At 73.4% G+C, this 19,862-nt stretch carries 16 protein-coding genes and 2 pseudogenes; 8 read left to right on the top strand and 10 right to left on the bottom strand.

The genetic code is table 11. The features are described from left to right. Positions 1-1,792 (top strand): annotated as a pseudogene (locus ACFQ3T_RS22280) (hypothetical protein); the annotation flags it as partial. 265 nt (positions 1,793-2,057) lie between these two features. Here ACFQ3T_RS22280 and ACFQ3T_RS22275 read toward each other — a convergent pair. Continuing rightward, a complete protein-coding gene (locus ACFQ3T_RS22275) occupies positions 2,058-3,014 on the bottom strand; it encodes a helix-turn-helix transcriptional regulator (protein ID WP_380725444.1) in 957 nt (318 codons plus the stop codon). A 151-nt stretch (positions 3,015-3,165) separates the two neighbouring features. Between ACFQ3T_RS22275 and ACFQ3T_RS22270 the strand changes: the two genes are divergently transcribed. Beyond that, the gene (locus ACFQ3T_RS22270) at positions 3,166-3,807 is read left to right on the top strand and encodes a GNAT family N-acetyltransferase (RefSeq protein WP_380725442.1); all 642 of its coding nucleotides are present in this window, start codon (positions 3,166-3,168) and stop codon (positions 3,805-3,807) included. Between the two features lie 66 nt (positions 3,808-3,873). After that, complete coding sequence (gene bla / locus ACFQ3T_RS22265) at positions 3,874-4,818, top strand: class A beta-lactamase (protein WP_380725440.1); 945 nt, start codon at positions 3,874-3,876, stop codon at positions 4,816-4,818. Positions 4,819-4,824: 6 nt separating this feature from the next. Here the strand turns inward: bla and ACFQ3T_RS22260 are convergent, their stop codons facing one another. From ACFQ3T_RS22260 to ACFQ3T_RS22240, 5 genes are all read right to left on the bottom strand, one after another. Then, complete coding sequence (locus ACFQ3T_RS22260; RefSeq protein WP_380725438.1) at positions 4,825-5,349, bottom strand: MOSC domain-containing protein; 525 nt, start codon at positions 5,347-5,349, stop codon at positions 4,825-4,827. Continuing rightward, complete coding sequence (gene msrA, locus ACFQ3T_RS22255; protein WP_380725436.1) at positions 5,328-5,831, bottom strand: peptide-methionine (S)-S-oxide reductase MsrA; 504 nt, start codon at positions 5,829-5,831, stop codon at positions 5,328-5,330. Before msrA ends, ACFQ3T_RS22260 begins: the two co-directional genes overlap by 22 nt. A 352-nt stretch (positions 5,832-6,183) precedes the next feature. Continuing rightward, a complete protein-coding gene (locus ACFQ3T_RS22250) occupies positions 6,184-7,140 on the bottom strand; it encodes a cyclase family protein (RefSeq protein ID WP_380725434.1) in 957 nt (318 codons plus the stop codon). Between the two features lie 152 nt (positions 7,141-7,292). Then, complete coding sequence (locus tag ACFQ3T_RS22245; protein WP_380725432.1) at positions 7,293-7,769, bottom strand: YcxB family protein; 477 nt, start codon at positions 7,767-7,769, stop codon at positions 7,293-7,295. 18 nt (positions 7,770-7,787) lie between these two features. Beyond that, complete coding sequence (locus ACFQ3T_RS22240; protein WP_380725429.1) at positions 7,788-8,423, bottom strand: hypothetical protein; 636 nt, start codon at positions 8,421-8,423, stop codon at positions 7,788-7,790. Between the two features lie 207 nt (positions 8,424-8,630). On the opposite strand from ACFQ3T_RS22240, the gene ACFQ3T_RS22235 reads away from it, so the two are divergent. Then, positions 8,631-9,734 carry a hypothetical protein gene (locus ACFQ3T_RS22235; RefSeq protein ID WP_380725427.1) on the top strand — a complete coding sequence of 368 codons (1,104 nt, stop codon included), beginning with the start codon at positions 8,631-8,633 and terminating at the stop codon, positions 9,732-9,734. An 11-nt stretch (positions 9,735-9,745) separates the two neighbouring features. On the opposite strand, the gene ACFQ3T_RS22230 is transcribed toward ACFQ3T_RS22235, so the two are convergent. From ACFQ3T_RS22230 to ACFQ3T_RS22215, 4 genes are read right to left on the bottom strand one after another with little or no spacing between them, the layout of a single operon-like run. Further along, positions 9,746-10,534, bottom strand: coding sequence for a hypothetical protein (locus tag ACFQ3T_RS22230; protein WP_380725425.1), 789 nt, complete (start codon positions 10,532-10,534; stop codon positions 9,746-9,748). After that, positions 10,531-11,466 carry an ABC transporter ATP-binding protein gene (locus ACFQ3T_RS22225; RefSeq protein ID WP_380725423.1) on the bottom strand — a complete coding sequence of 312 codons (936 nt, stop codon included), beginning with the start codon at positions 11,464-11,466 and terminating at the stop codon, positions 10,531-10,533. The genes ACFQ3T_RS22230 and ACFQ3T_RS22225 overlap by 4 nt, the downstream gene beginning before the upstream one ends. Then, entirely contained in the window at positions 11,463-11,720 is a 258-nt protein-coding gene (locus tag ACFQ3T_RS22220; protein WP_380725421.1) for a helix-turn-helix domain-containing protein, read from the bottom strand. The genes ACFQ3T_RS22225 and ACFQ3T_RS22220 overlap by 4 nt, the downstream gene beginning before the upstream one ends. Next, complete coding sequence (locus tag ACFQ3T_RS22215) at positions 11,720-12,199, bottom strand: DUF2975 domain-containing protein (protein WP_380725419.1); 480 nt, start codon at positions 12,197-12,199, stop codon at positions 11,720-11,722. Before ACFQ3T_RS22215 ends, ACFQ3T_RS22220 begins: the two co-directional genes overlap by 1 nt. Positions 12,200-12,366: 167 nt before the next feature. On the opposite strand from ACFQ3T_RS22215, the gene ACFQ3T_RS22210 reads away from it, so the two are divergent. The 4 genes and pseudogenes from ACFQ3T_RS22210 to ACFQ3T_RS22195 all read left to right on the top strand — a co-directional run. Further along, positions 12,367-13,332: an RNA polymerase sigma factor gene (locus ACFQ3T_RS22210; RefSeq protein WP_380725417.1), complete on the top strand. Its 966-nt coding sequence runs from the start codon at positions 12,367-12,369 to the stop codon at positions 13,330-13,332. Next, complete coding sequence (locus ACFQ3T_RS22205) at positions 13,329-14,024, top strand: hypothetical protein (RefSeq protein WP_380725415.1); 696 nt, start codon at positions 13,329-13,331, stop codon at positions 14,022-14,024. The genes ACFQ3T_RS22210 and ACFQ3T_RS22205 overlap by 4 nt, the downstream gene beginning before the upstream one ends. Beyond that, positions 14,014-19,029: a hypothetical protein gene (locus tag ACFQ3T_RS22200; RefSeq protein WP_380725413.1), complete on the top strand. Its 5,016-nt coding sequence runs from the start codon at positions 14,014-14,016 to the stop codon at positions 19,027-19,029. The genes ACFQ3T_RS22205 and ACFQ3T_RS22200 overlap by 11 nt, the downstream gene beginning before the upstream one ends. A 91-nt stretch (positions 19,030-19,120) precedes the next feature. After that, positions 19,121-19,862 (top strand): annotated as a pseudogene (locus ACFQ3T_RS22195) (hypothetical protein); the annotation flags it as partial.

Here is a 19,862-nt window from a genome sequence, read left to right as displayed (position 1 = left end):
GGCTCCCGGTCCGGCACGCGCTCCGGCGTTCGAGTCCGCGCCGGCCCAGGCGGCCGAGGCCGCGCCCACGTCGCCCCCCGAGTCGTCGCCGCTGACCTCGGCGCTGTCCCCCGAGCCATCGCCGGACCAGCCCCTCGCCTCGCCGTCAGGCCGGCCCTACTTCCCGCCGCCCGCCGCGCCGCCGTCCCCGTGGTCGCAGGAGCAGCCGGTCGCCTCGCCGACCGCCTGGCCGCAGGACCAGTTCGCGCAGCCCTCCGGCTGGGCGCAAGAGCAGCACACCGCCGCGCAGACCGGGTGGTCGCAGGAGCAGCACCCCGTCCCGCCGTCCGGGTGGCCGCACCAAGACGGTCCCACCGCACCGACTTCCTGGGCGCCGCCACCCCCGGTCCCGCGGACGCCACCGCCGCCCCGCGACCCGCTCGCCGTCGCGCTCGCCAACGCGTCGCTCCTCAGCGCCGGTTACGTCATGCTGGGCCGCAAGTGGATCGCCGCCGCCACCGGCCTGGTCACCCTCGCCCTGCTCGTCGTCCTCACCTCGACCGCGCGGTCGGTGTGGATGGAGATCGGGGTGCTCGCGTGGTGGGTCGCCATGATCGCCCACGGCTGGTACCTGGCCCGCGCACGGCGGCAAGACGTCACCGGCGCGAAGAAGCAGCGGCTGATCGCGGTGGCCGTGACGGTTCCGGTGCTCCTGGCCTTCGGCCTCCTGCGCTGGGACGCGGCGCGGATCGAGAGCGACACGACCGCCGCCCGCGAGGCCGGCGACTGCGCGCGGGCGCTGTCCGCCCTCGACCGGCTGTGGGCCGGTCACGAGCTCGCCAACGCCCCGCTCGCGGCGCGCGGGGACAACACGGTCGAGGCGTGCGACCGGCTGCGCCAGGCCGGCGAACGGCTCGACACCGCGCTGGGCGGCGACACGGCCGCGCTGGAGGCCGGCTTCACGGGCCTCTCGTCCGTCCTCGCCGACCTGCCCGGCCACGAGAAGATGGTCGACACGTCGCTCAACGGCTTCCTCGACCGCCTCCCGATCAGCACCGCCTGCGACACCCGCGAGATCACCGACTGGCTGCGCGACCGCGAGGCGAGCGGCAACGGGCTGGACCGCGCCGCCGACGTCGTGCCGCGCCTGGCCCCGGCGGCGATCGTGCAGTGCGCCGACGACCACATGGAGGACGACGCCTGGGAGCAGGCACGCGCCGGCTACCAGCAGCTCCTCGACGAGTACCCCGGCCACGAACTCGCCGCCAGGGCCGAGGAGGGCGTCCGGAAGGCCACCCTGGCGATCGAGCTCGCCAACGTGCGCCGCCTGCTGACCGCGCCGCACGGCACCGTCCAGCCGCCGTACTGCAAGACCGCGGCCCCGTACAGCGGCGCTCCCGCCTACCGCGCCCAGAGCCCGAACCGCGCGATGGTCTTCGGCAACCCCACGTACTCCGGCAAGCTGCCCGCCGAGTGGCTGGCGCCCGACGCCGCCGAGGCCGTGCTGGTGATCTGCGCCGGCGAGACCGAGTTCGGCGCGCCCGTCCAGACGTGCCCGTACGAGGCCGACGTGGCCATCGGCGGCCGCAAGGACGTGACGTTCCACAAGATCGCGATCCCGGTCCGGGTCTTCGAGCTGCGGACCGGCCAGTTGGTGGCCGACACGCGGGTCGAGATCGGCGGCGCCAGCTGCCCCGCGATCCTGTCGTACACCAGCCACGCGTCACTGGACCTCGGTCCCCCGTCCCAGGTCTACGTGACCGCCTCGGACGCCGACGTGCACGCCGGGTTCAACGGGCTGATCAACCCCTGACCCGCACCGCGCGCGGGGATTCAAGGCCAACCCCTCATGGCCTTGAACCCCCGTCGAGCGCGGACGTGCCCGCTGCCTCGGCGACCGGGCGGTCGACAGGTGGAAGACCGTGTCGTCAGCCCGGCCGTCGCGTGCGGTGGCGTCCCCCCGACTCGGCCCGGTCCCCCGCGGCCGACCTTCCCCTGACGCCACCGCGGTGAGCATCCAGCGGTCCGGTCCAGCGGTGGTCCAAGCGCGGTCCACGCGGCCGCGGACGCCGCCGGACTCACCCCTCGGACGCGGCCAGCAGTCGACGGCCGAGCAGCCGCGCGGCTTCTCGCAGCTCGGCGCAGCGCACGATCCGGTACGCCGCCGGGATCACGGCGAGCTGCTCGGCGTACCAGGTCGGGTTGCTCGTGCTGCCGACCAGGCGGCACGTCCCGTCGTCGAGCGGTGTGAGCCGGCCGAGGGTCGGCGGCAGGCAGCGCGCCAAGGCGTCGGCGGGCGCGTCCACGACGACCTCGACGTCGTACTCCCACCCGGTGGCGAGGTGGTCCTCCAGCACGGCGACCGGGTCCAGGCCGGCGGGCGGGGTGAACGTGTCGCCGAGGACTTCCACCGACCCGACCCGGTCGATCCGGTACGCGCGCACGGCGTCCTTGGCCACGGACCGGCACAGCAGGTACCACCGGCCGTGCCGGACGACGACCGCCCACGGGTCGGCTTCGGCGGTCCACTCCGACCCGGCCTCGGAGCGGTAGCCGAACCGCACCCGCCGGCGGTTCGAGCAGGCGTGCACGAGGGTCGTCGTGGTGGCGGGGTCGGGTCGGGCGGCGGCACGGTCCGGTGCGGGCGCGGTGGCGCGGCGGATGGCCTCCGCCTGCGCGGCCACCGCCTCGGGCAAGGCGCGGGTGATCTTGCCGAGCGCGCTGCCGACCGGGTCGGTGGGGTCGCCGGCGTCGTGGTGGCCGTCCAGCACGGCCATGACGAGGCCCAGGGCCTCGGCGGCGCTGAACACGAGCGGCGGGAGCCGGACGCCGCGGCCGACGCGGTAGCCGCCGTGCGGACCGCGGGCGGACTCGACGGGGATGCCCGCCTCGCGCAGCACACCGACGTACCGCCGGGCGGCCCGTTCCGTGACGCCGAGCTTGTCGGCGAGCCGGTCGGCGGTGATGCCGGGGTTGGCCTGGAGCAGTTCGAGGGCGAGCAGCGCCCGTGCGGTGGGGCTCGGGTGCGGTGTCACGGCATTCCCCGAATTCCGGAAGCAGAACGTCCGGAATGGACGTTACCGTCCGAGCCATGACCGACGACGAGACCGGCAGCCGGTGCCACCGCCGCGGGACCAGGCAGACGACCACGCCGACGTCCACACCGCCCCGGCCGCGGTGGCGGCCGTGAAGACGCCGATCCGCCCCGAGCAGGTGACCGTGACGCCCGCCAACCGGGCGACCTGGGACGACGTCACCGCCGTGTTCGGCGCCGCCGACTACCCGAGCCGGTGCCTGTGCCAGCGGTTCAAGGTCGCCGGCTGGATCTGGCGCGACAGCACGCAGGAGCAGCGGACCGCGATGCTGCGCGAGCAGACGGCCTGCGGCGACCCGGACGCCGCCACCAGCGGGCTCGTGGCCTACGTCGACGGCGAGCCGGCGGGCTGGGTCGCGGTCGAACCCCGGCCCGCCTACCCGAAGCTGCGCGGCTCACCCGTCCCGTGGCGGGGTCGGGACGAGGACCGCGACGACGACCTCGTGTGGGCGGTGACGTGCTTCGCGGTCCGCAAGGGCTACCGGGGTCGCGGTCTCACGTACTTCCTCGCCCAGGCCGCGGCCGACTTCGCCCGCGAGCGCGGCGCCGGCGCGGTCGAGGCGTACGCGATGATCACCCAGCCGGGCAAGGAGATCACGTGGGGCGAGCTGCACGTCGGCGCCCGCCAGGTCTTCGAGGAGGCCGGGTTCACCCAGGTCAGCCACCCGACGCCGCGGCGGGTCGTGATGCGGCTCGACTTCGGCGGCGACGCGACGGCCGCACCGCCGGGGTGATCACCTCCCGGACGGGGCCGAACGCCGTGCTGCGAAGCTCGTCCCGTCTCCGGCGAAGGGAATGACGTGACACCGCAGCGACCAGCCGTCAGCCGCCGCGCGTTCCTGGGGGCCGCGGTCCTCACGGTGGCCGGGTGCGCCGAGGCCGAGGCGCCTGCGCCGACCGCTTCGACGCCCACGGCTCCGGCGTCGACCAGCGCGTCGACCACGACTCCGCCGCCGCCCGCTCCGGACGCCCGCCTGGCGGAGCTGGAACGCGAGTTCGACGCCCGGCTGGGCGTGTACGCGCTGGACACCGGCACCGGGGCCACCGTCGAGCACCGGGCGGACGAGCGGTTCGCGTTCTGCTCGACGTTCAAGGGGCTGGCGGCGGCTGCGGTCCTGCACCGCGACCCGCTGTCGCACCTCGACCGGGTCGTCACCTACACCGAGGACGACCTGATGCCCAGTTCCGTCGTCACCCGCGAGCACGTGGCGACCGGGATGACGATGCGGCGGGTGTGCGACGCGGCCGTCCGGCACAGCGACGGCACCGCCGGCAACCTGCTGCTCCGCGACCTCGGCGGACCGGCCGGGCTGACCGCGTACGCGCGCGCCCTCGGCGACACCGTCACCCGGATGGACCGGTTCGAGCCGCACATCACCGGAGCCGTCCCCGGCGACCTCCGCGACACGACGTCACCGCGCGCGATCGGGACCGATTACCGAAAGATCGTGCTCGATGACGCCCTGTCACCGGACAAACGGGCGTTCCTCCGCGACCTGCTGGAGCGCAACGCCACCCGCGCCGGCGCTTTGCGCGTCCGGGCCGGCGTGCCGCGGGGCTGGGCGGTGGCCGACAAGACCGGGACGGGCGACTACGGCACGGCCAACGACATCGCCGTCGTGTGGCCGCCGGCTTCCGCGCCGCTCGTGATCGCGATCATGTCCAGCAAGGCCTCGCCGGACGCCGAGCCCGACCAGGCGCTCCTCGCCGAAGCCGCCGCGCACGTCGTCGCCACCCTCACGTGAGCACCCTCATGTGAGCACGGTCACCGGACCGACCCGCAGCACCCCGTCGTCCAGGGGGACGCACCGCATCCCGCCGCGACCACGCAGCGCCCGGAACGCCCCCGGCGCGATGACGGCGTTCATCCACGCGCACGGGTTCGCCGGCCGGTGCGCCTCGAACCGCACCGGGCCGTCGCCCGAGTCGAGGCTGATCACGTCGTGCCGGGCGAGCCTGTCCACGTCGAACCCGCGCAGCACGACGTTCCGCCGCACGACCAGCGGGCTCGGCACGGCGTCCAGCCCGAGCGCGGCGGCGACGTCCTCCAGCGCTTCGACGGCGAAGAGGGTGACGGCCGCGCGCCGGTGGGCGGCGTGGTTGAAGTAGCGGTCGCCCACCAGGCCGAGGCCGGCCCGGACCACGACCCGGTCGCGGGAGACCGGCTCCGGGTCGGGCCGCGGGCCGTCGGCCGGCCGTCCCTCGTAGGCGTGCACGGGCGACACGTGCAGCGCCACGACGTCCGCCGTCGCGGTCACCGCTCGCCGAGCTGCCATTCGGGCCGGACGTAGTGGCAGGTGTACCCGTTCGGGTAACGCTCCAGGTAGTCCTGGTGCTCCGGCTCGGCCTCCCAGAAGTCACCCGCCTGGGTGACCTCGGTGACGACCTTGCCCGGCCACCTGCCGGACGCGTCCACGTCGGCGATGGTCGCCTCCGCCACCCGCTTCTGCTCGTCGGTCTCGTAGAAGATCGCCGAGCGGTAGCTGGCGCCGATGTCGTTGCCCTGGCGGTCGCGGGTCGTCGGGTCGTGGATCTGGAAGAAGAACTCCAGGACCTGCCGGTAGGTCAGCTGCGCCGGGTCGAAGACGATCTCGATCGCCTCCGCGTGGGTGCCGTGGTTGCGGTAGGTGGCGTTCGGGACGTCGCCGCCCGTGTAGCCGACCCGGGTCGAGACGACGCCGGGGTGGCGGCGGAAGAGGTCCTGCATGCCCCAGAAGCACCCACCCGCGAGAACAGCCTTCTCGGTCACCGTTGCCATGTGGTCGCTCCGCTCCTCGGTCTGATCGGGTGCCTGTTCATCCGAACGTTCCCGCTCGCCCACATCATCCCCGCACGGCGACGACCCGCGACCGGCCGGGGATTCTCGGTGGCCGGTGCCACACTCCGCGGCACGGGCAAGATGACGGTCCGCTGGATGGTCGACCTGCTCGTGGGGCTCGACTGGTTCCGGCGGAGGAGGCGGCGGCGGTCCAGGCCGGCGTCGCCGGGTGGCGCGAGGAGCACTTCCACGGCGCCGCCGTCCGCTGACCGAGCTGTGCCGCGTCGGCGTCGTGAAGCCGCCGCACCCCGTGGCCGGCACAGGGCTGATCAAGCCCCAGACGGTCAGGGGGTCAGAACGTGGCGATCGGGTTGACCGGGCTGCCGGACGTGCCGGCGAAGCGGACCGGCGCGACCGCGAGCTGGAAGTCCCACTGGCCCAGCTCGGCCGCCGTCGCCGCGCACGCCTCCAGGTCGCAGTTGTCGAGCAGCCACAGCCCCATCGCGACGAGGCCCACGGCGTGGACCGGCATCAGCACGTCGTCGTACCCCGACGGCTGGACGTCCTGGGGCGTGTCGGCGCCGATCAGCGCGACCTCCCGTTCGCGCAGCCACGGCAGGCAGGACGCGTGCCAGCCGGCCTGCGTGAACCCGCCGGTGTCGCCGACCTCGTGCCGGGCGCGGCCGCGGCCGGTCCGCAGGAGCACCGCGTCACCGGGCCGCACCCGCACGCCCTGGCGACGCTCGGCCTCCTCCAGGTCGTCGGGGAACACGCCCTGCCCCGGCTCCAACCACCGCACGTCGCGGACCCTCGCGACGTCCAGCAGGACACCCCGCGTGACGATCCCGTCCGCCGCCGCCGTGACGGCCGCCCACGCCGATCCCGTCGCCGGGTCGACCAACGAGTGCGACCGCCCGTTGTACATCGTGCCGTCCCAGAAGAGGTGGCACGGCGAGTCGACGTGGGTGACGGTGTTGCCGTGGAACGTGATGCCGAGCCGTTCGGACGAGAAACCCCAGCGGCGGTCGGCGTGGAACCCGGCCACCGGCATGTTCTCGGCGCCCGGCATGTCGGCGGCGCACGGGCACGTCGTCGTCGACCGCTCCATGTCGTCCGGCACGGCGACCTCCCACGCGCACGACACGCTCCGGCCGTGGCGCACGGCCCGTGCCGCCGCCAGCCGGACGTCGTCGGTGATGTGGTTCAGCGTGCCGCGCTCGTCGTCGTCGCCCCACCGTCCCCAGTTGGACAGCGTGTCGAAGTACCCGAGCACGTCGTCCTGCGTGGGCATCGGTCGCCCTGCCGTCATCCCGGCATCGTCTCCTCCGGTCACGCGGTTCGCGGCGCGAGGCCGAACCGGCCCGACCCTGGATCGGCGGGCAGCGGCTCGCCACCCGTCCAGAGTTGACCACACGGCGGTGAGGTCCCGCCGACCCCCGCCGGCTCCACGACGTCGACGGCTCAGGCGGGCTGCGGCCAAGAGAGGAAGGCGGAGAACTCGGCCCCCTGCTCCGGCGTCAGGAACTCCTTGTACACCACCATCGTCTGCATCTTGCCGAACATCAGGTACCACGCGTCCGGCTGCTCCACGATCCGTTCGAGCGCCGGCCACCCGAACCGGGTGGTGAACGCCGCGCCGCGCATCTCCACGCCCGCGTCGTCCAGCGTCATCTGGTAGCCCGGCCGCATGACCGCCCCCTGCGTCCGCACGACCTGCCGCACCGCGACCGGTTCCATCACCAGGGCGACGCACGCGGCGGCGATGGTCGCGCCCAGCAGCGTGGGCGAGCCGAGGTCCGTGAGCAGCATGACGGCGGCCCCGGACAGCGCCACGACCAGCGTGGCGACCCGGAGGCGGGTCATCGAGGAGCGCAGCACGAACCTGGCCGAGCGCCGCAGGCGCTGCTCGTCGTACGGGACCCACATCGAGATCTGCACCCGTGGATGCTAGTCGGCTCACGGCTTCCAGGTGATCGGCGACTTGTCGTAGCCGTCGCCCTTGTCGTAGGTCGCGCCCGAGATGCCGGCGCCCTCGCGGGTGCCCTGCAGCACGCACGTCTCGTACTTCGCCCCGGCGGTGGTGAAGTCCTTCTTCGCCGTCTCCGACTCGCACTGGGCCGTGTCGCCGCTGATGATCACACCGGTCGACCGGCCGTCCGCGCCCATCAGCCGCAGGCTCAGCGAGCTGTACGACAGGTCGGTGCCGCCGACGTTCTCCACGGAGACCCGGATGTAGTACGGCGTGATGCCCTTGGCCTTCTCGCCGAACGCGGCCAGGTCGGCGTTGTCGCCCTTGTCGATCGCCGTGACGACGATCGCGATCGTGCCTGCCTTGTCCGTGCCGTACTTGAACGGCACCACGGCCCGATCGCCGATCTTCAACACCGTGCCGGGAGGTGTGGCGTCCGCGTCCCCGGAGGACTGCTTCGCGCTGGTCGTCGGAGCGCTCGACGCGGTGGACGTCTCGTCCGCCGAGGTGGTCGTGGTCGTCGTGACGACGGGCGCGGCCGTTCCCGCGGTGGTGTCGCCACAAGCCGTCGCCAGGAGCGCGACAACCCCGACGGCAGCGATCAACGTGCCTTTGACCTGCATGGGTGAATCTCCTTGAGCCGCCGCGAGGGGCGGACGACGTGACCGACCGGAAGCACCCCCGACACCGCGGAGTGGACGTTGACGCGCACGGCCCCCACCCGCACGTCACCGGCACCGTATCCCCCACCCGGCCCGCGTCGTGTGGTCTGTTCAGCCCACACGCCTCTTGGACGGCACCGACTCGTGGCGGGGCGCGTCCGAGTCGACGTGAACCAGGAGAACGACATCGAGGACGAGCCGCCGCGGTGGGCGGTGTGGGTGGCGCGGGTTGTCGCTCTTGTCGTCGTGGTGCCGGTTCGGGTGGGCTGGGAGTGGGTCAGGGCTGTCGGGTGGGCGGTGCGGCGGGTGGTGCTGCGGCCGTTGTGGGGAGTGGTGCGGCGGGTCGGGGGTGGGGTGCGGCGGTGGGTGGTTCGGCCTGTCGGCGCCGGTGCGCGGTGGGTGGCGCGAGTGCTCGGGGCGGGGCTGCGGTGGGTCGCGCACGTCCTCGGGACAGGGCTGCGGTGGGTCGCGCACGTCCTCGGGACGGGACTGCGGTGGGTCGCGCGGGTGCTGTGGGGCGGGCTGCGGTGGGTGGCTGGGGTCGTCGGGGCGGCGCTGCGGTGGGTCGGGCGTGGGCTTGAGGTTGGGCTGCGGGCGGTCGGCGGGGTGCTGGGGCGGTTCGTGGTTCGGCCGGTGGACGTGGTGCTGCGGGGGTTGGGCCGCTGGGTCCTCTGGCTGTGCGGGGCGCTGGCTCGGCCTGCCGGCCGTGGGTTGCGGTGGTTGTTCGGGCATGTGGGGCGAGGGCTGCGGGTAGCGGTGGTGGCTGGTGGCCGGTTCCTGCGGGTGGTCGTGGTGTGGGGCCGGACGTTGGTCGTGACGCCGGCGCGGTGGCTGTGGCGGGACAAGGTGGCACCGGCCGTGCGGGCGCTCGGCGCCGGGGTGTGGTGGGTGGTGCGGCTCTTCGCGGCGGCGCTCGTGTGGGCGTTCCGGCGGGTGGGGCGGGTGTTGGCGGTGCTCGGGCGGGTGGTGCGCGACGCCTGCGCGTGGGCCGGGACGCGGGTGGCGCTGCCGTTGTGGCGGTTGGCGGTGCGGGTGGTCCGCGCGCTGGTCGTCACCCCGGCGAAGTGGCTCCGGCGCACGGTGTTGGCGCCCGTCGGACGGGTCGTGGCGCGGGTGTGGCGGGCCACGGTGGTGGCGGGCGCGCGGTGGGTGCGGGCGACCGTGGTGACGGGCGCGCGGTGGGCGCGCGTCTCGGTGGTCGAACCCGTCCGGGTGGCCGGCCGCCAGGTCGGCGGCCGGCTCCGGAGCGCGTTCGCGAGTCGCCGTCGTTGACCTCGCGCGCCTCAGCGGTTCGCGTCGTCGCGGGACAGGCGCAGCCGGCCGAGCAGCAACGCGCCGGCCGCCCAGCACAGCATGGTGACCATCGACGACGTCCGCGTCATCCCCGGCACCTCCCCGATCAGCAGGAACGCCGCGCCGGAACCCGGCAGGAGGTCCGCGAGCGCGGACATCCACTCGTAGCCGAAGTTCGGCAGCATCAACGGCAGGACCAGCATCACGAGGAACACCGTGACGAGGGCGCCGGCGGTGTTGCGGAGCAGGAAGCCGAGGCCCGCGGCGAACGCGGAGCCGGCCGCGAACACGAAGGCGACGGTCGCCAGCACGTCCACGCCCTCGTCCACCGGGAGGCTGAGCAGCGGGCTCGCCGCGGTGAAGGCGGTGACGGCGGCGGCCAGCGCGAGCAGCGTGCCGACGACCGTCACCGTCGCCACCGCCACGGTCACGCGGGCCAGGAAGAGGACGGCGCGGCGCGGCGTCCACTGCAGGCTGGGGACGATCCCGCCGGTCGCGTAGTCGGACGTCACCGCGATCAGGACGAGGGCGAGGAGGGCGAACTGCCCCGGCAGGGCGGGTATCCCGGCCGCCGACCACGCCGGGGCGCCCTGCGGCGGGTCGGGGTCCGACGCCGCCTCGAAGCCGGCGATGGCGCCGATGCCCATCATCGTCACGGCCGCGGCGGCCAGGAACCACCACGTGGCCCTGACGGTCCACAGCCGCGTCCACTCGGCGGCGCACGCACGGGCGAACAGGCGTCCTATGTGGACCTCGGTGCCACGCGACGCGGCGGTCACCGTGCCGCCTCGGTCGACGCGAACTGCCGCTCACTGCCGTGGTACTCGACGCTGCCGCTGGTCAGCTCCAGGTAGGCGCCTTCGAGGGAGTGGCGCACCTCGGAGAGGTGGTGGAGCGGGAGGTGCAGGGAGTGGGCGAGGTCGCCCACGGCCTCGGCCGTCGTGTCCTCGACGCGCAGTTCGCGGTCGTCGACGCGCTCGGCCTCGAAACCGCGCCCGCGCAGTTCGGCGAGGAGCCGGTCCGACTCCGCGCTGCGGACGCGCACCTGGACGTGCCCGAGACCGCTGAGGATCTGCTCGGTCGTCGCGTCGGCGATCAGCCGGCCGCGGCCGATGACGACGAGGCGGTCGGCGATCTGCTCCATCTCGCTCAACAGGTGGCTGGACACCAGCACCGTGCGGCCCTCGTCGGCGAGCTGCCGCAGCAGCCCCCTGATCCACCGGACGCCGTCGAGGTCCAGCCCGTTGACCGGCTCGTCGAACACCAGCACGCCGGGGTCGCCGATCAGGGCCGCCGCGATCCCGAGCCGCTGGCGCATGCCGAGCGAGTAGCCCTTGATCCGGCGACGGGCCGCGCCGCCGAGGCCGACCCGTTCGATCACCTCCTCCACGCGGCGCGCCGGGAGGCCGTTCGTCCGGGCGGCCACGCGCAGGTGGGCTCGCGCGGTGCGGCCGGGGTGCGCCGAGCCGGGGTCGAGCAGCGCGCCGACCTCGCGGAGCGGTTCGGCGAACGTCCCGTACGACCGGCCGTTCACCAGCGCCGTCCCGGACGTCGGCCGGTCGAGGCCGAGCACCACCCGCATCGTCGTGGACTTCCCCGCGCCGTTCGGCCCGAGGAACCCGGTCACCTTGCCCGGCTGGACGTCGAAGCTCAGGTCGTCGACGGCGAGGACGTCGCCGTAACGCCTCGTCAGCCCGCGGATCGTGATCATCCGCGGCTCTCGTCGTCCGCGTCGGCGAACGCGCCGGACGTCCCGTCCCCGTCGTCGACCCATTCGAGGAGGTCGCCGGGCTGGCAGTCGAGCACCCGGCACATGGCCTCCAGCGTGCTGAACCGCACCGCCTTCGCCCGACCGTTCTTCAGCACCGCCACGTTCGACGGCGTGAGCCCGACCAGCTCGGCGAACTCGCCCACGCTCATCTTCCGCTTGGCCAACTCGACGTCGATCCGCACCACGATCGGCATCAGATCACCGACTCCATGTCGCTCCGCAACGTCGTGGCCTGCCGCAACAACGCGCGCATGACGATCATCAGCAGCCCGAGCACCGCGACCCCGACGGACATCAGGAACAGCAGCAGCGGCAACCCCGGGTCGTTCGCGTTGAACCCGACGTACAGGAACACCCCCGCCAGCACGACCCAGCCGGCGCCGATCGCCCACACGATCCCGTCCACCCACTTCAGCGACACCTCGGTGAAGATCCGGTCCTTCTTCACCAATGTCAACAACTTCCAGGTGCACACGATCACCACCTGCACGCACAGCACCCAGAACACCGACACGACCGTCGCCGGCCACCTCAGGTACGCCATCTCCGGGTCCTGCCGCGCCATGTGCGCGAACTGCCCCGGAAGGGACATCACCTGGAACAACACGAGCACCCCGAACAACACCACGAGGAACACACGGAGAGCGGCCACCGCTCGATGCTCTGCGATCATGCATCGAGTATCGCTCGCTACCTATCGAAAGTCAATCGATACCTACTGTTCTGCAACATGCGTCGCCGGCACCCTAAAAAATCATGGACGTTTGGTGTTCGCCGGCTCCCCCGGCCGCCGTCTGTAGCAGCAGTACCACCCCCCACCCCGCCGACCAGGGAGCCCACGTGGACGCGTGCCCGTGCTCGATGTGCAAGGAGCGAGACAGATGCGACACCTACACCTTTGTTGCCGAAGCTGTGCAAGCCCACCACCAGGAAGACCTTGAGCGCGCGTGCGCGAAGGTGACCGCTGACGTGCCTCGGCTGCTGGCCGACGTACGGCTCCACCTCCACCGCTGGAACGACCACTCCTGCCCCTCCGACGTTCCGGTCGAGCGTTGGCTCGACAAGATCGCCCGGAACGTCGTCAAGGTCCGCGAGTGGTCGGACTGGCGGGTGTACGGCCAGTCTGACTTCGCCGAACTCCACCGCGCGTACGAGAAGAAGATCCGACTGCGGGCGCGCGGCATGGGGTTGGACAACCCCGCAGACCTGGACGACGTCGTCCAGGAGGTCTTCCTGAAGTTCTACCGCCATCTGCGAGTGCCGGGCGCTCTCAACCCCCTTGCCCTGTTAGGCAAGATGACCGGTCAGCAGGTCAACCGCCAGAACGGGAAGTCGCACCGCAGGCGCGAAGTGCTCAAGATCGACGACGAGCGCACGAGGGACCTTTTCGAGCAGGCACGCCACCAGCCGGAGTACGACGACGACGAGACGGTCAGCCGCTGGACGGCCTTCGCCCTCGACGTCCTGCGCACGCACGGCGTGCGCGACGACCTCCCGCTGGACACCTTCGCCCGGGACAACGCCGAGTGGCTGGACTTCTGCACGGAGCTGAAGGCGCACGCCTCCGGGGGTGGACGTCGCGGGTGGCTCGACGGCGCGAGGGTGGTCGGCGAGACCGTCGCCGCGCTCGCTTGCCTGGACCACCTGGGTGGTCCGCGCCACCAGGAGATGCGCGAAGTTCTGGACAGCGTGCTCGGCGCGCCCAACCGGGGTCAGTCGATGCGCCGGGGCTGGAAGTACCTGCAACCTCTGGCCGCGAAGCACAACATCGTGCCGGAGGACGGCACGAACGGGAGAACCTCATGAACGTTGTCAGACTGTCCGAACGGCCCACCCCTGCCCGGTGGCCGGAGTTCGTGCCGTGGGTGACCCAGGTGCTGCTCTCGCGCCCGCGAGAGCGCGCCGACGCCGACGCCCTGGGCGCGCAGCTCCGCACCGCGATGCGCATCCTGGCCGAGGAGCGGTACCGGCCGATCACGCGCCGGTGCGACTCGCTGGAGATGAGCGGGGTGCACCTGGTGGCCCTGCTCGTCACCGCGGCCCTGGACGCGGGCAAGCAAATCGACCGCATCCTCAGGGCGCTCACGGACGACGAGTGCGACACCGTCCTCGACCTCGTCGGCGAGCTGAACGAGGAGCTGCTGGTCCAAGCCGGTGAGCGCGTGCCCGAGGCGGCCACGCCGATCGCGGTGGAGCCGCTGTCCGCGGGGCTGGCGGCGGCCAGCCCGGTGGTGATGAGCCAGGAGCCGGGACGGCACCGCTTCCGGGTTCGGCTCGCCGGGATGGACGACGACGAGGCGCAGGACGCCGTGGTGGAAGTCCGGTTGGGCGGCGGCCCGGCCGAGCTGCGGCAGGTCTCCGGGCCGCCGCTGGAACTGGCCGCGGACGGCGTGCCGCTGCCGACCAACGACGTGGTGGACGTGCCCGTGGAGAATGGGGCAGACCTGGCGAGCTGGCTGGAGGTGGCGTTGTGCCGGTCAGGCGACGATGAGAGCTGACCAGAGCGCGCGCGACGTCCTGATCGGCGGGCTGCTCGCCCTCGACGAGCTGGTCCGCGGCCTCGACGCCGCGGACCGCGTCGACGACGAGACGGCGTGGGCGGCGCGGGCCGCTCACCTGCACGCCGTCGTCGAGTGCCTGTGCACGCACGGCGCCCGCCCGACGCGCCGCACCGGGGGTCGCCTCGCCTACGGCATCCCCCGCTGGCTGGTCGACCCCATGCCGCCGCCGCCCGCCGTGCCGCGCGGGTTGGGCGCGCTGCTGGCGCGCGACCTCACCGGCGGCAGCGCGCGCTGGACCGCGTTGCTGGCGGAGCTGGACGGAGACGCGTGGCTGGCCGACCTGTACCGGCTCCAGAACGCCCTGGAGCGCACGTCGCCCGCGCACGTCGCCGATCCGGCGCCCGGCACGGCGCTGGCGGCGGCGACGGGGCTCCGGGCGGTGGCCGACGTCGACCCGGTCGACGACCCGCTCGGCTACGACCTCGTGCTGCGCCGGACGAGGACCGACATCGCGCTCGTGCACCCGGACGCGCCGCACGGCATCCTGCTGGGCCTGACGCTCACCGCCGAGCGCGGCGTGGACGTGCGCGGGCGCAAGCCGAACGCGCCGGGCGTGGCCGGCCGGTTCACCGACCCGTGGTCGCCGTACGCGCCGAGGTTCGTCCAGGGCGTCGACGGGGGTCGTCGGCTGGCGCTGGAGCTGCTGGCGGGGGCCGGCGTCGGCGACGACGACCTGGAACCGTGGCACGGCCTGCGGTTCGAGGTGGTCGGCCTGCTGCCGCCGGTGTCCGTGGACGAGGAGTCGGCCGCGCTCGCGGTGGCCCTGCACATCGTGGCCGAGGTCGCGGGGATGCCCGCGCCGGGCCGGCTCGGCGTGGTGTGCACGGGGTCGGTGCGCCGGGGCGTGGTCGAGCCGATCACGGCCGCCCACCTCGACCGCAAGCTCGAAGCGGTCCGCGTGGACGGCGTGCACCGCGAACTCCTGTACCCCCGCGCCGACGGCTGGGCGCGCCAGGCGGTCGACGCCGGCGCCCCGTCGGTGCGGAGCGGCCCGCTCACGTTGGCCGGCGCGGCCGAGGCGCTGTGGGGCGACCAGTGGCGGCAGTGGGTGGACGACCAGCGGACGACCGCGCTGCACGCGGCCGGGTGGAGCCGCTGGGACGCGCGCAGGCGGTCCATCGCCAGCGCGATCCCGGTGACCGTGCCGCCGAAGGCGTCCACCCTCGCCAAGCACTTCCGCTCCGGGCACCCGACGACGGCCGTCGTGGGCGGTCCGGCCAACAGCGGCAAGACGACGGTCGCGGCGTGCGTCGGCGACCTGCTGGCCCTGGAGAACTGGCAGGTGCTGGGTTTCTCGTCGCACACCCACGAGCTGAACGAGCCGGGCGAGCTGGTCAAGGTCATCGCGCAGGCGGTCACGCCCCACCTGAAGCCGGGGCTCAAGACGCTGATCGTCCTGGACGGGCTGTGGCCGGTCGGGCGCAACAACAACCTCGGGGTGGCGCTCGGCAAGCTGCACGACCGGCTGAAGACCAGCGTGCTGGTCACCGCCAGGTTCGAGGTCGACGTGCAGCGCGAGTGGAACACCGGCTCCGCCACGACGGTGTCGCTGTTCGTGGACCCGGGCGCCATGCGCAGGTTCGCCGAGCACGTGATCGGGCAGCAGCCCGTGCTGAGCGAGCTCCGCCCCTTGGCGGGCGTGCTGGCGAAGGCCGCCGGACCGGACCTGTGGATGCTGACCCAGATGCTGAACTGGGCGGCCACCCGCGCCCACTCCTCCCAGGACGCCGCGGACCACCTCCGCGCGGCCTTCCTGCGCGACCGGCTCAGCCTGCTGGCCGAGCCGGAGCGGGAACGGGCGCGGCAGCTCGCGGCGGCGTCGCTGCTGGCGACCGGCCTGACCGACGCCGAGACCGGCCTCGACCCGGAGACCCTGGCGACGTTGGGCGCGCGGCGCGGCGGCACGGACGGGTGGGTGCTCCCCAGTTCCGTGCTGTGCCGGATGGTGCTGAGCGACGCGGCCGGCGTCCCGTCGCCGCAGGCGGTGGAGCAGCGCGTGCTCGCGCTGACCCGGCCGCGGCTGCACGACCTGCTCCGCGCGGGCGACGGCGCGCGGATCGTCAAGCTGCTGGTCGGCAGCGGGCACTTCAGCGACCGGGTGCTCAGCGCCCTGGTCAAGGCGAGCCGGGACGAGATCGTCGCCTGGGCGATGTCCGCCGACCCCGTGCTGATCGCCCGGCTGCTCCAGCTCGCGGACTCCGACCTGGGCCCGCAGGCGTGCGAACGCCTCGTCGTGCGGCTGTGCCACGCGCTGCCCGCCGCCCTCGTCAACGCGTCCCGGCTGGTCGAGTGCCTGCGCATGATCAACCGGTACCGGCACTTCGTCGAGCGCGGGAACGCCTTCGCCGACGTCGTCTCCGGGCTCCGCGACGGCGGGCTGAAGCTCGCGCTGGAGCTGAACGCGAGCCCCGCCGCGCGGCTGAACGCGCTGCGGCAGCTCGAGCGGTTCCACCACCCGCAGCTGTCCCGGCTGGTCCTGCTGCACCTGCCGCTCGCCCTCCAAGGGCTGAGCACCGAGCAGGCCGACGACTACCTCACCGTGCGGCGGGCCGAGGACCTGCGCCAGCGGGTCGTCGCCGAACTCGCGGCCGACGACGTGCCGGCGCCCGCCACGGCGGCCGTCCTGGCCGACCTGCCCACCGTCGCCGCGATGCTGGACCGCAAGCCCACGCGCACCGACGGCATCGCGCTGTTCATCAACGCGCTCATCCTGCGGATGATGTTCAAGCGGGAGGACACCGACTGGGAGGCGGTGCTGGAGCACTACGACGTGGTGCTGCGCAACGCGTTGGACCAGAGCCCGCTCAGCGAGCAGGTGCGCGCCTTCCGCAACCTCGCCGACTACCACCGTGCCCTGTGCGTGCGGCTGCTCAACCGCCCCGACCTCGCCCGGTTCCTCGGCCGCCAGCTCGAGTCGTCGCAGCCGGCGGAGGTCGCGTTCCTGCTCCGCACGGTGATGAAGCTGCACGGCAAGTTCACCAAGGACCTGCTGTACGAGTCGGACGAGACGCCGAAGGCCGAGCTGGTCCGCCACTTCGCCGAGAAGATCACCAACCTCGGCGAGAGCAAGGGCGCGGGCATGCTGCTCAACGCCACGGCGGCGATCGACGACCTGTACGGCTCGCGCGGCCGGGGGTTCGCGAACGCGCTGGCCGAGGAGCTGACCGCGGACTTCGCGGAAACCCTCGTGCGGACCGACCAGCGGCCGTCGGTGATCGCGCACTTCCTGCACGGGCTGTGGGAGGCCGGCGCCGACTACCTCGACCGGGTCATGCACCTGGTCGAGGACGTCACCGTCCAGTGGGTGATCAACTCGAACCGCGCGTGGGCGCCGCGCCTGGCGCTGCTCCTCGGCGCGGACGACGAGCGGGGCGAGCGGTTCCTGGCCACCCTGGCCGGCAAGATCGACGACGCCACGCTGCTCGACCGGATGCTCACCACGCTCAAGCCGGAGGCGCTGGCGACGCACCACCAGCTGGGCCGGGCGCTGTTCCCCGAGCTGCCCGTCCGGTTCGCGAAGAGCTTCGACTCGATCGCGCTCGACACGTCGCTCCTCACGGCGCGCGCGGAGCAGTTCCTCCGCTGCTGCCTGGAGATCCGGAACACGCTGATCGCGGCGGGCGCGCCCGCGGGGCCGCAGGTGCTGGCCAAGGTCGGGTGGGCCGGTGCGCAGGAGCTGCGCCGCGTCCGCCACCCCGGCGACCTCGCGGAGTCGTTGCGGCTGCTGGCGAAGCTGAACCCCGCCGCGGCCGCCGACGTGGTCGACGGCCTGTCCGCGGAACCGTCGGAGCACAACGCCGACCGGGGCTTCTTGGAGCACCAGGTCCGACGGGCGCTGCCGAACCCGTCCACGGCCGTCGAGCTGCTGTCGGCGGTCGAGACCTCGCGTGACGGCGGAGGCGTCGACCTGTTGCGGAACCTCCGCGCGGTGCCGGGGTCGTGGCACGCCTTCGGCGTCGAGATCGCGCACACGCAGGACCCCCGCGAGCAGGCGAAGATCCTCCTGCAGCTCATCGCGCTCGGCCTGCACCGCGGTCAGCCCGGCACCGGGTGGATGGACCCGCTGGCGCAGAAGTGGCTGCGCACCGTGCCGAGCCTGCGCAGCCCGCACGCGATCGCCGACCTGATCCGGATGTTCACCGCCTGGGACCAGGCGACCGGCGCCGCCGTGGCGAACGCCGTCAACACGGCCAAGCTGACGAGCCGGTTGGCCGAGGGCGCCGCCACCGACCTGCGGGCGGCGTGGCGGATCATGTCGGCGTTCGTGCTGGCGTGGCGGGAGGACCGGGCCCACGACGTGGCGCGGGCGCTGGAACCCCTCGACGCGGAGACCGTGATGCGGGCCTGCGGGCTGTCGGACGGCGCGCGGCTGGTCCGCGTGCTGCACCGGATCGACCCCATCGCGGCGCGGCGGTACGCCGACGCGCTGGCCGGGATGGTCGACCGCGCCATCGCCCGGCGCCACGTCGTCGACCGCACCGGGCACTGGCTCGACATCGGCTGGGCCGCGCACGCCGTCACCGACTCGCTGAGCGCGGTCCCGCTCGGCACGACCCGGCCGCCGGTGCTGCCCGACGGGCTGGACCCGGGCATCGGCGCGTGGGGCGTCACGTGGCTGGCCCCCGTCGAGTGGGTGGAGGGGGTGCACGCCAACGCGATGGGGATGGTGACGCGGAGCGGTCCGCCGAAGTCCCCGGCCGCGGCCGCCGCCCTGCTGATCGGGGTCGCCACGCGGGGCGGGCTGGACGCCGTCGAGCCGGGCGCGTGGACGCACGCGGGCGACGCGTCGTTCGGCAACCTGTGCGCGTTGTTCGAGCACGGCGCCGACCACCCGCTGGTGGCCCCGGTGCTGCGGCTCGTCGCGGAGAAGGTGCGCCGCCGCCTCGACCAGCCGACGGCCCGCGCCGACTTCGACGCGCACCTGCTCCGCCGGATGCTCTGAGAAAACACCGCCGCCGGTGTTCGGCGACGCCGCCGGCGAGCGTCTTCCCGTTGTCAGCGAAGGAATTTCCAGCACTGGGAAGGCAGGCGCCATGAGCGGCAACCCGCAACTCCACGACGCGTTCGCCGACTTGGAGTCCCGAGTCGTCATGACCATCGGGGTCGTGGACGTCAACGACTCCACCGGGATGAAGGAGCAGCAGTCCGAGTCGGGCTGGCTGCCCGGTCTCGGCTGGCTCTACCGCACGATCACCGACATCATCCTGGAGTCCATCCCGGACGTCGTCGTCAAGTACACCGGTGACGGGGCCATGTTCGCGTGCGACCCGGACCACACGACCGCGGCGGTCAACGCGGTCATCCGCATCCAGGAGGCGATCAAGGGCGCCGGCACCCGCGGCGACGGCGCCAAGGGCATCATCGACTTCACCTGCTCGGCGGCGTTGACCACGGGCGAGGTGCGCCGGTTCACCACGCCCAACGGCACGCCCGACTTCGTCGGCTCGGTGGTGGACAAGGCGTTCCGGCTGTGCGCCTTCGCCAACGCCAAGGCGATCTTCGTCGACACCGCCACCGTGGGCGCGGCCAACGCCATGAACATCAAGTCGGTGTTCGGCAAGGCCGCCGTCCGCCAGGCGGGCGAGTACACGGGCGAGGTCCAGAAGGCCGTCCTGAAGGGCTTCGCGCAGCCCGTGGCGTACCAGGAGATCCTCTGGGACCAGCAGTTGTACGCGGTGGCGTCGGCCGCCATCACCGCGAGCACCGACCGCCTGCGCTCCACCCCGGCGGTCGCGCCCCGCCAGGCCGCGCCGGCGGCCGCGGCGACGACGGAGC

It is taken from the genome of Saccharothrix hoggarensis, from assembly GCF_042678885.1.
GTDB classification, from domain to species: Bacteria; Actinomycetota; Actinomycetes; order Mycobacteriales; family Pseudonocardiaceae; genus Actinosynnema; species Actinosynnema hoggarensis.
The sequence above is the reverse complement of the archived record's forward strand: the minus strand, read 5'-3'. Positions and strand labels throughout refer to the sequence as shown.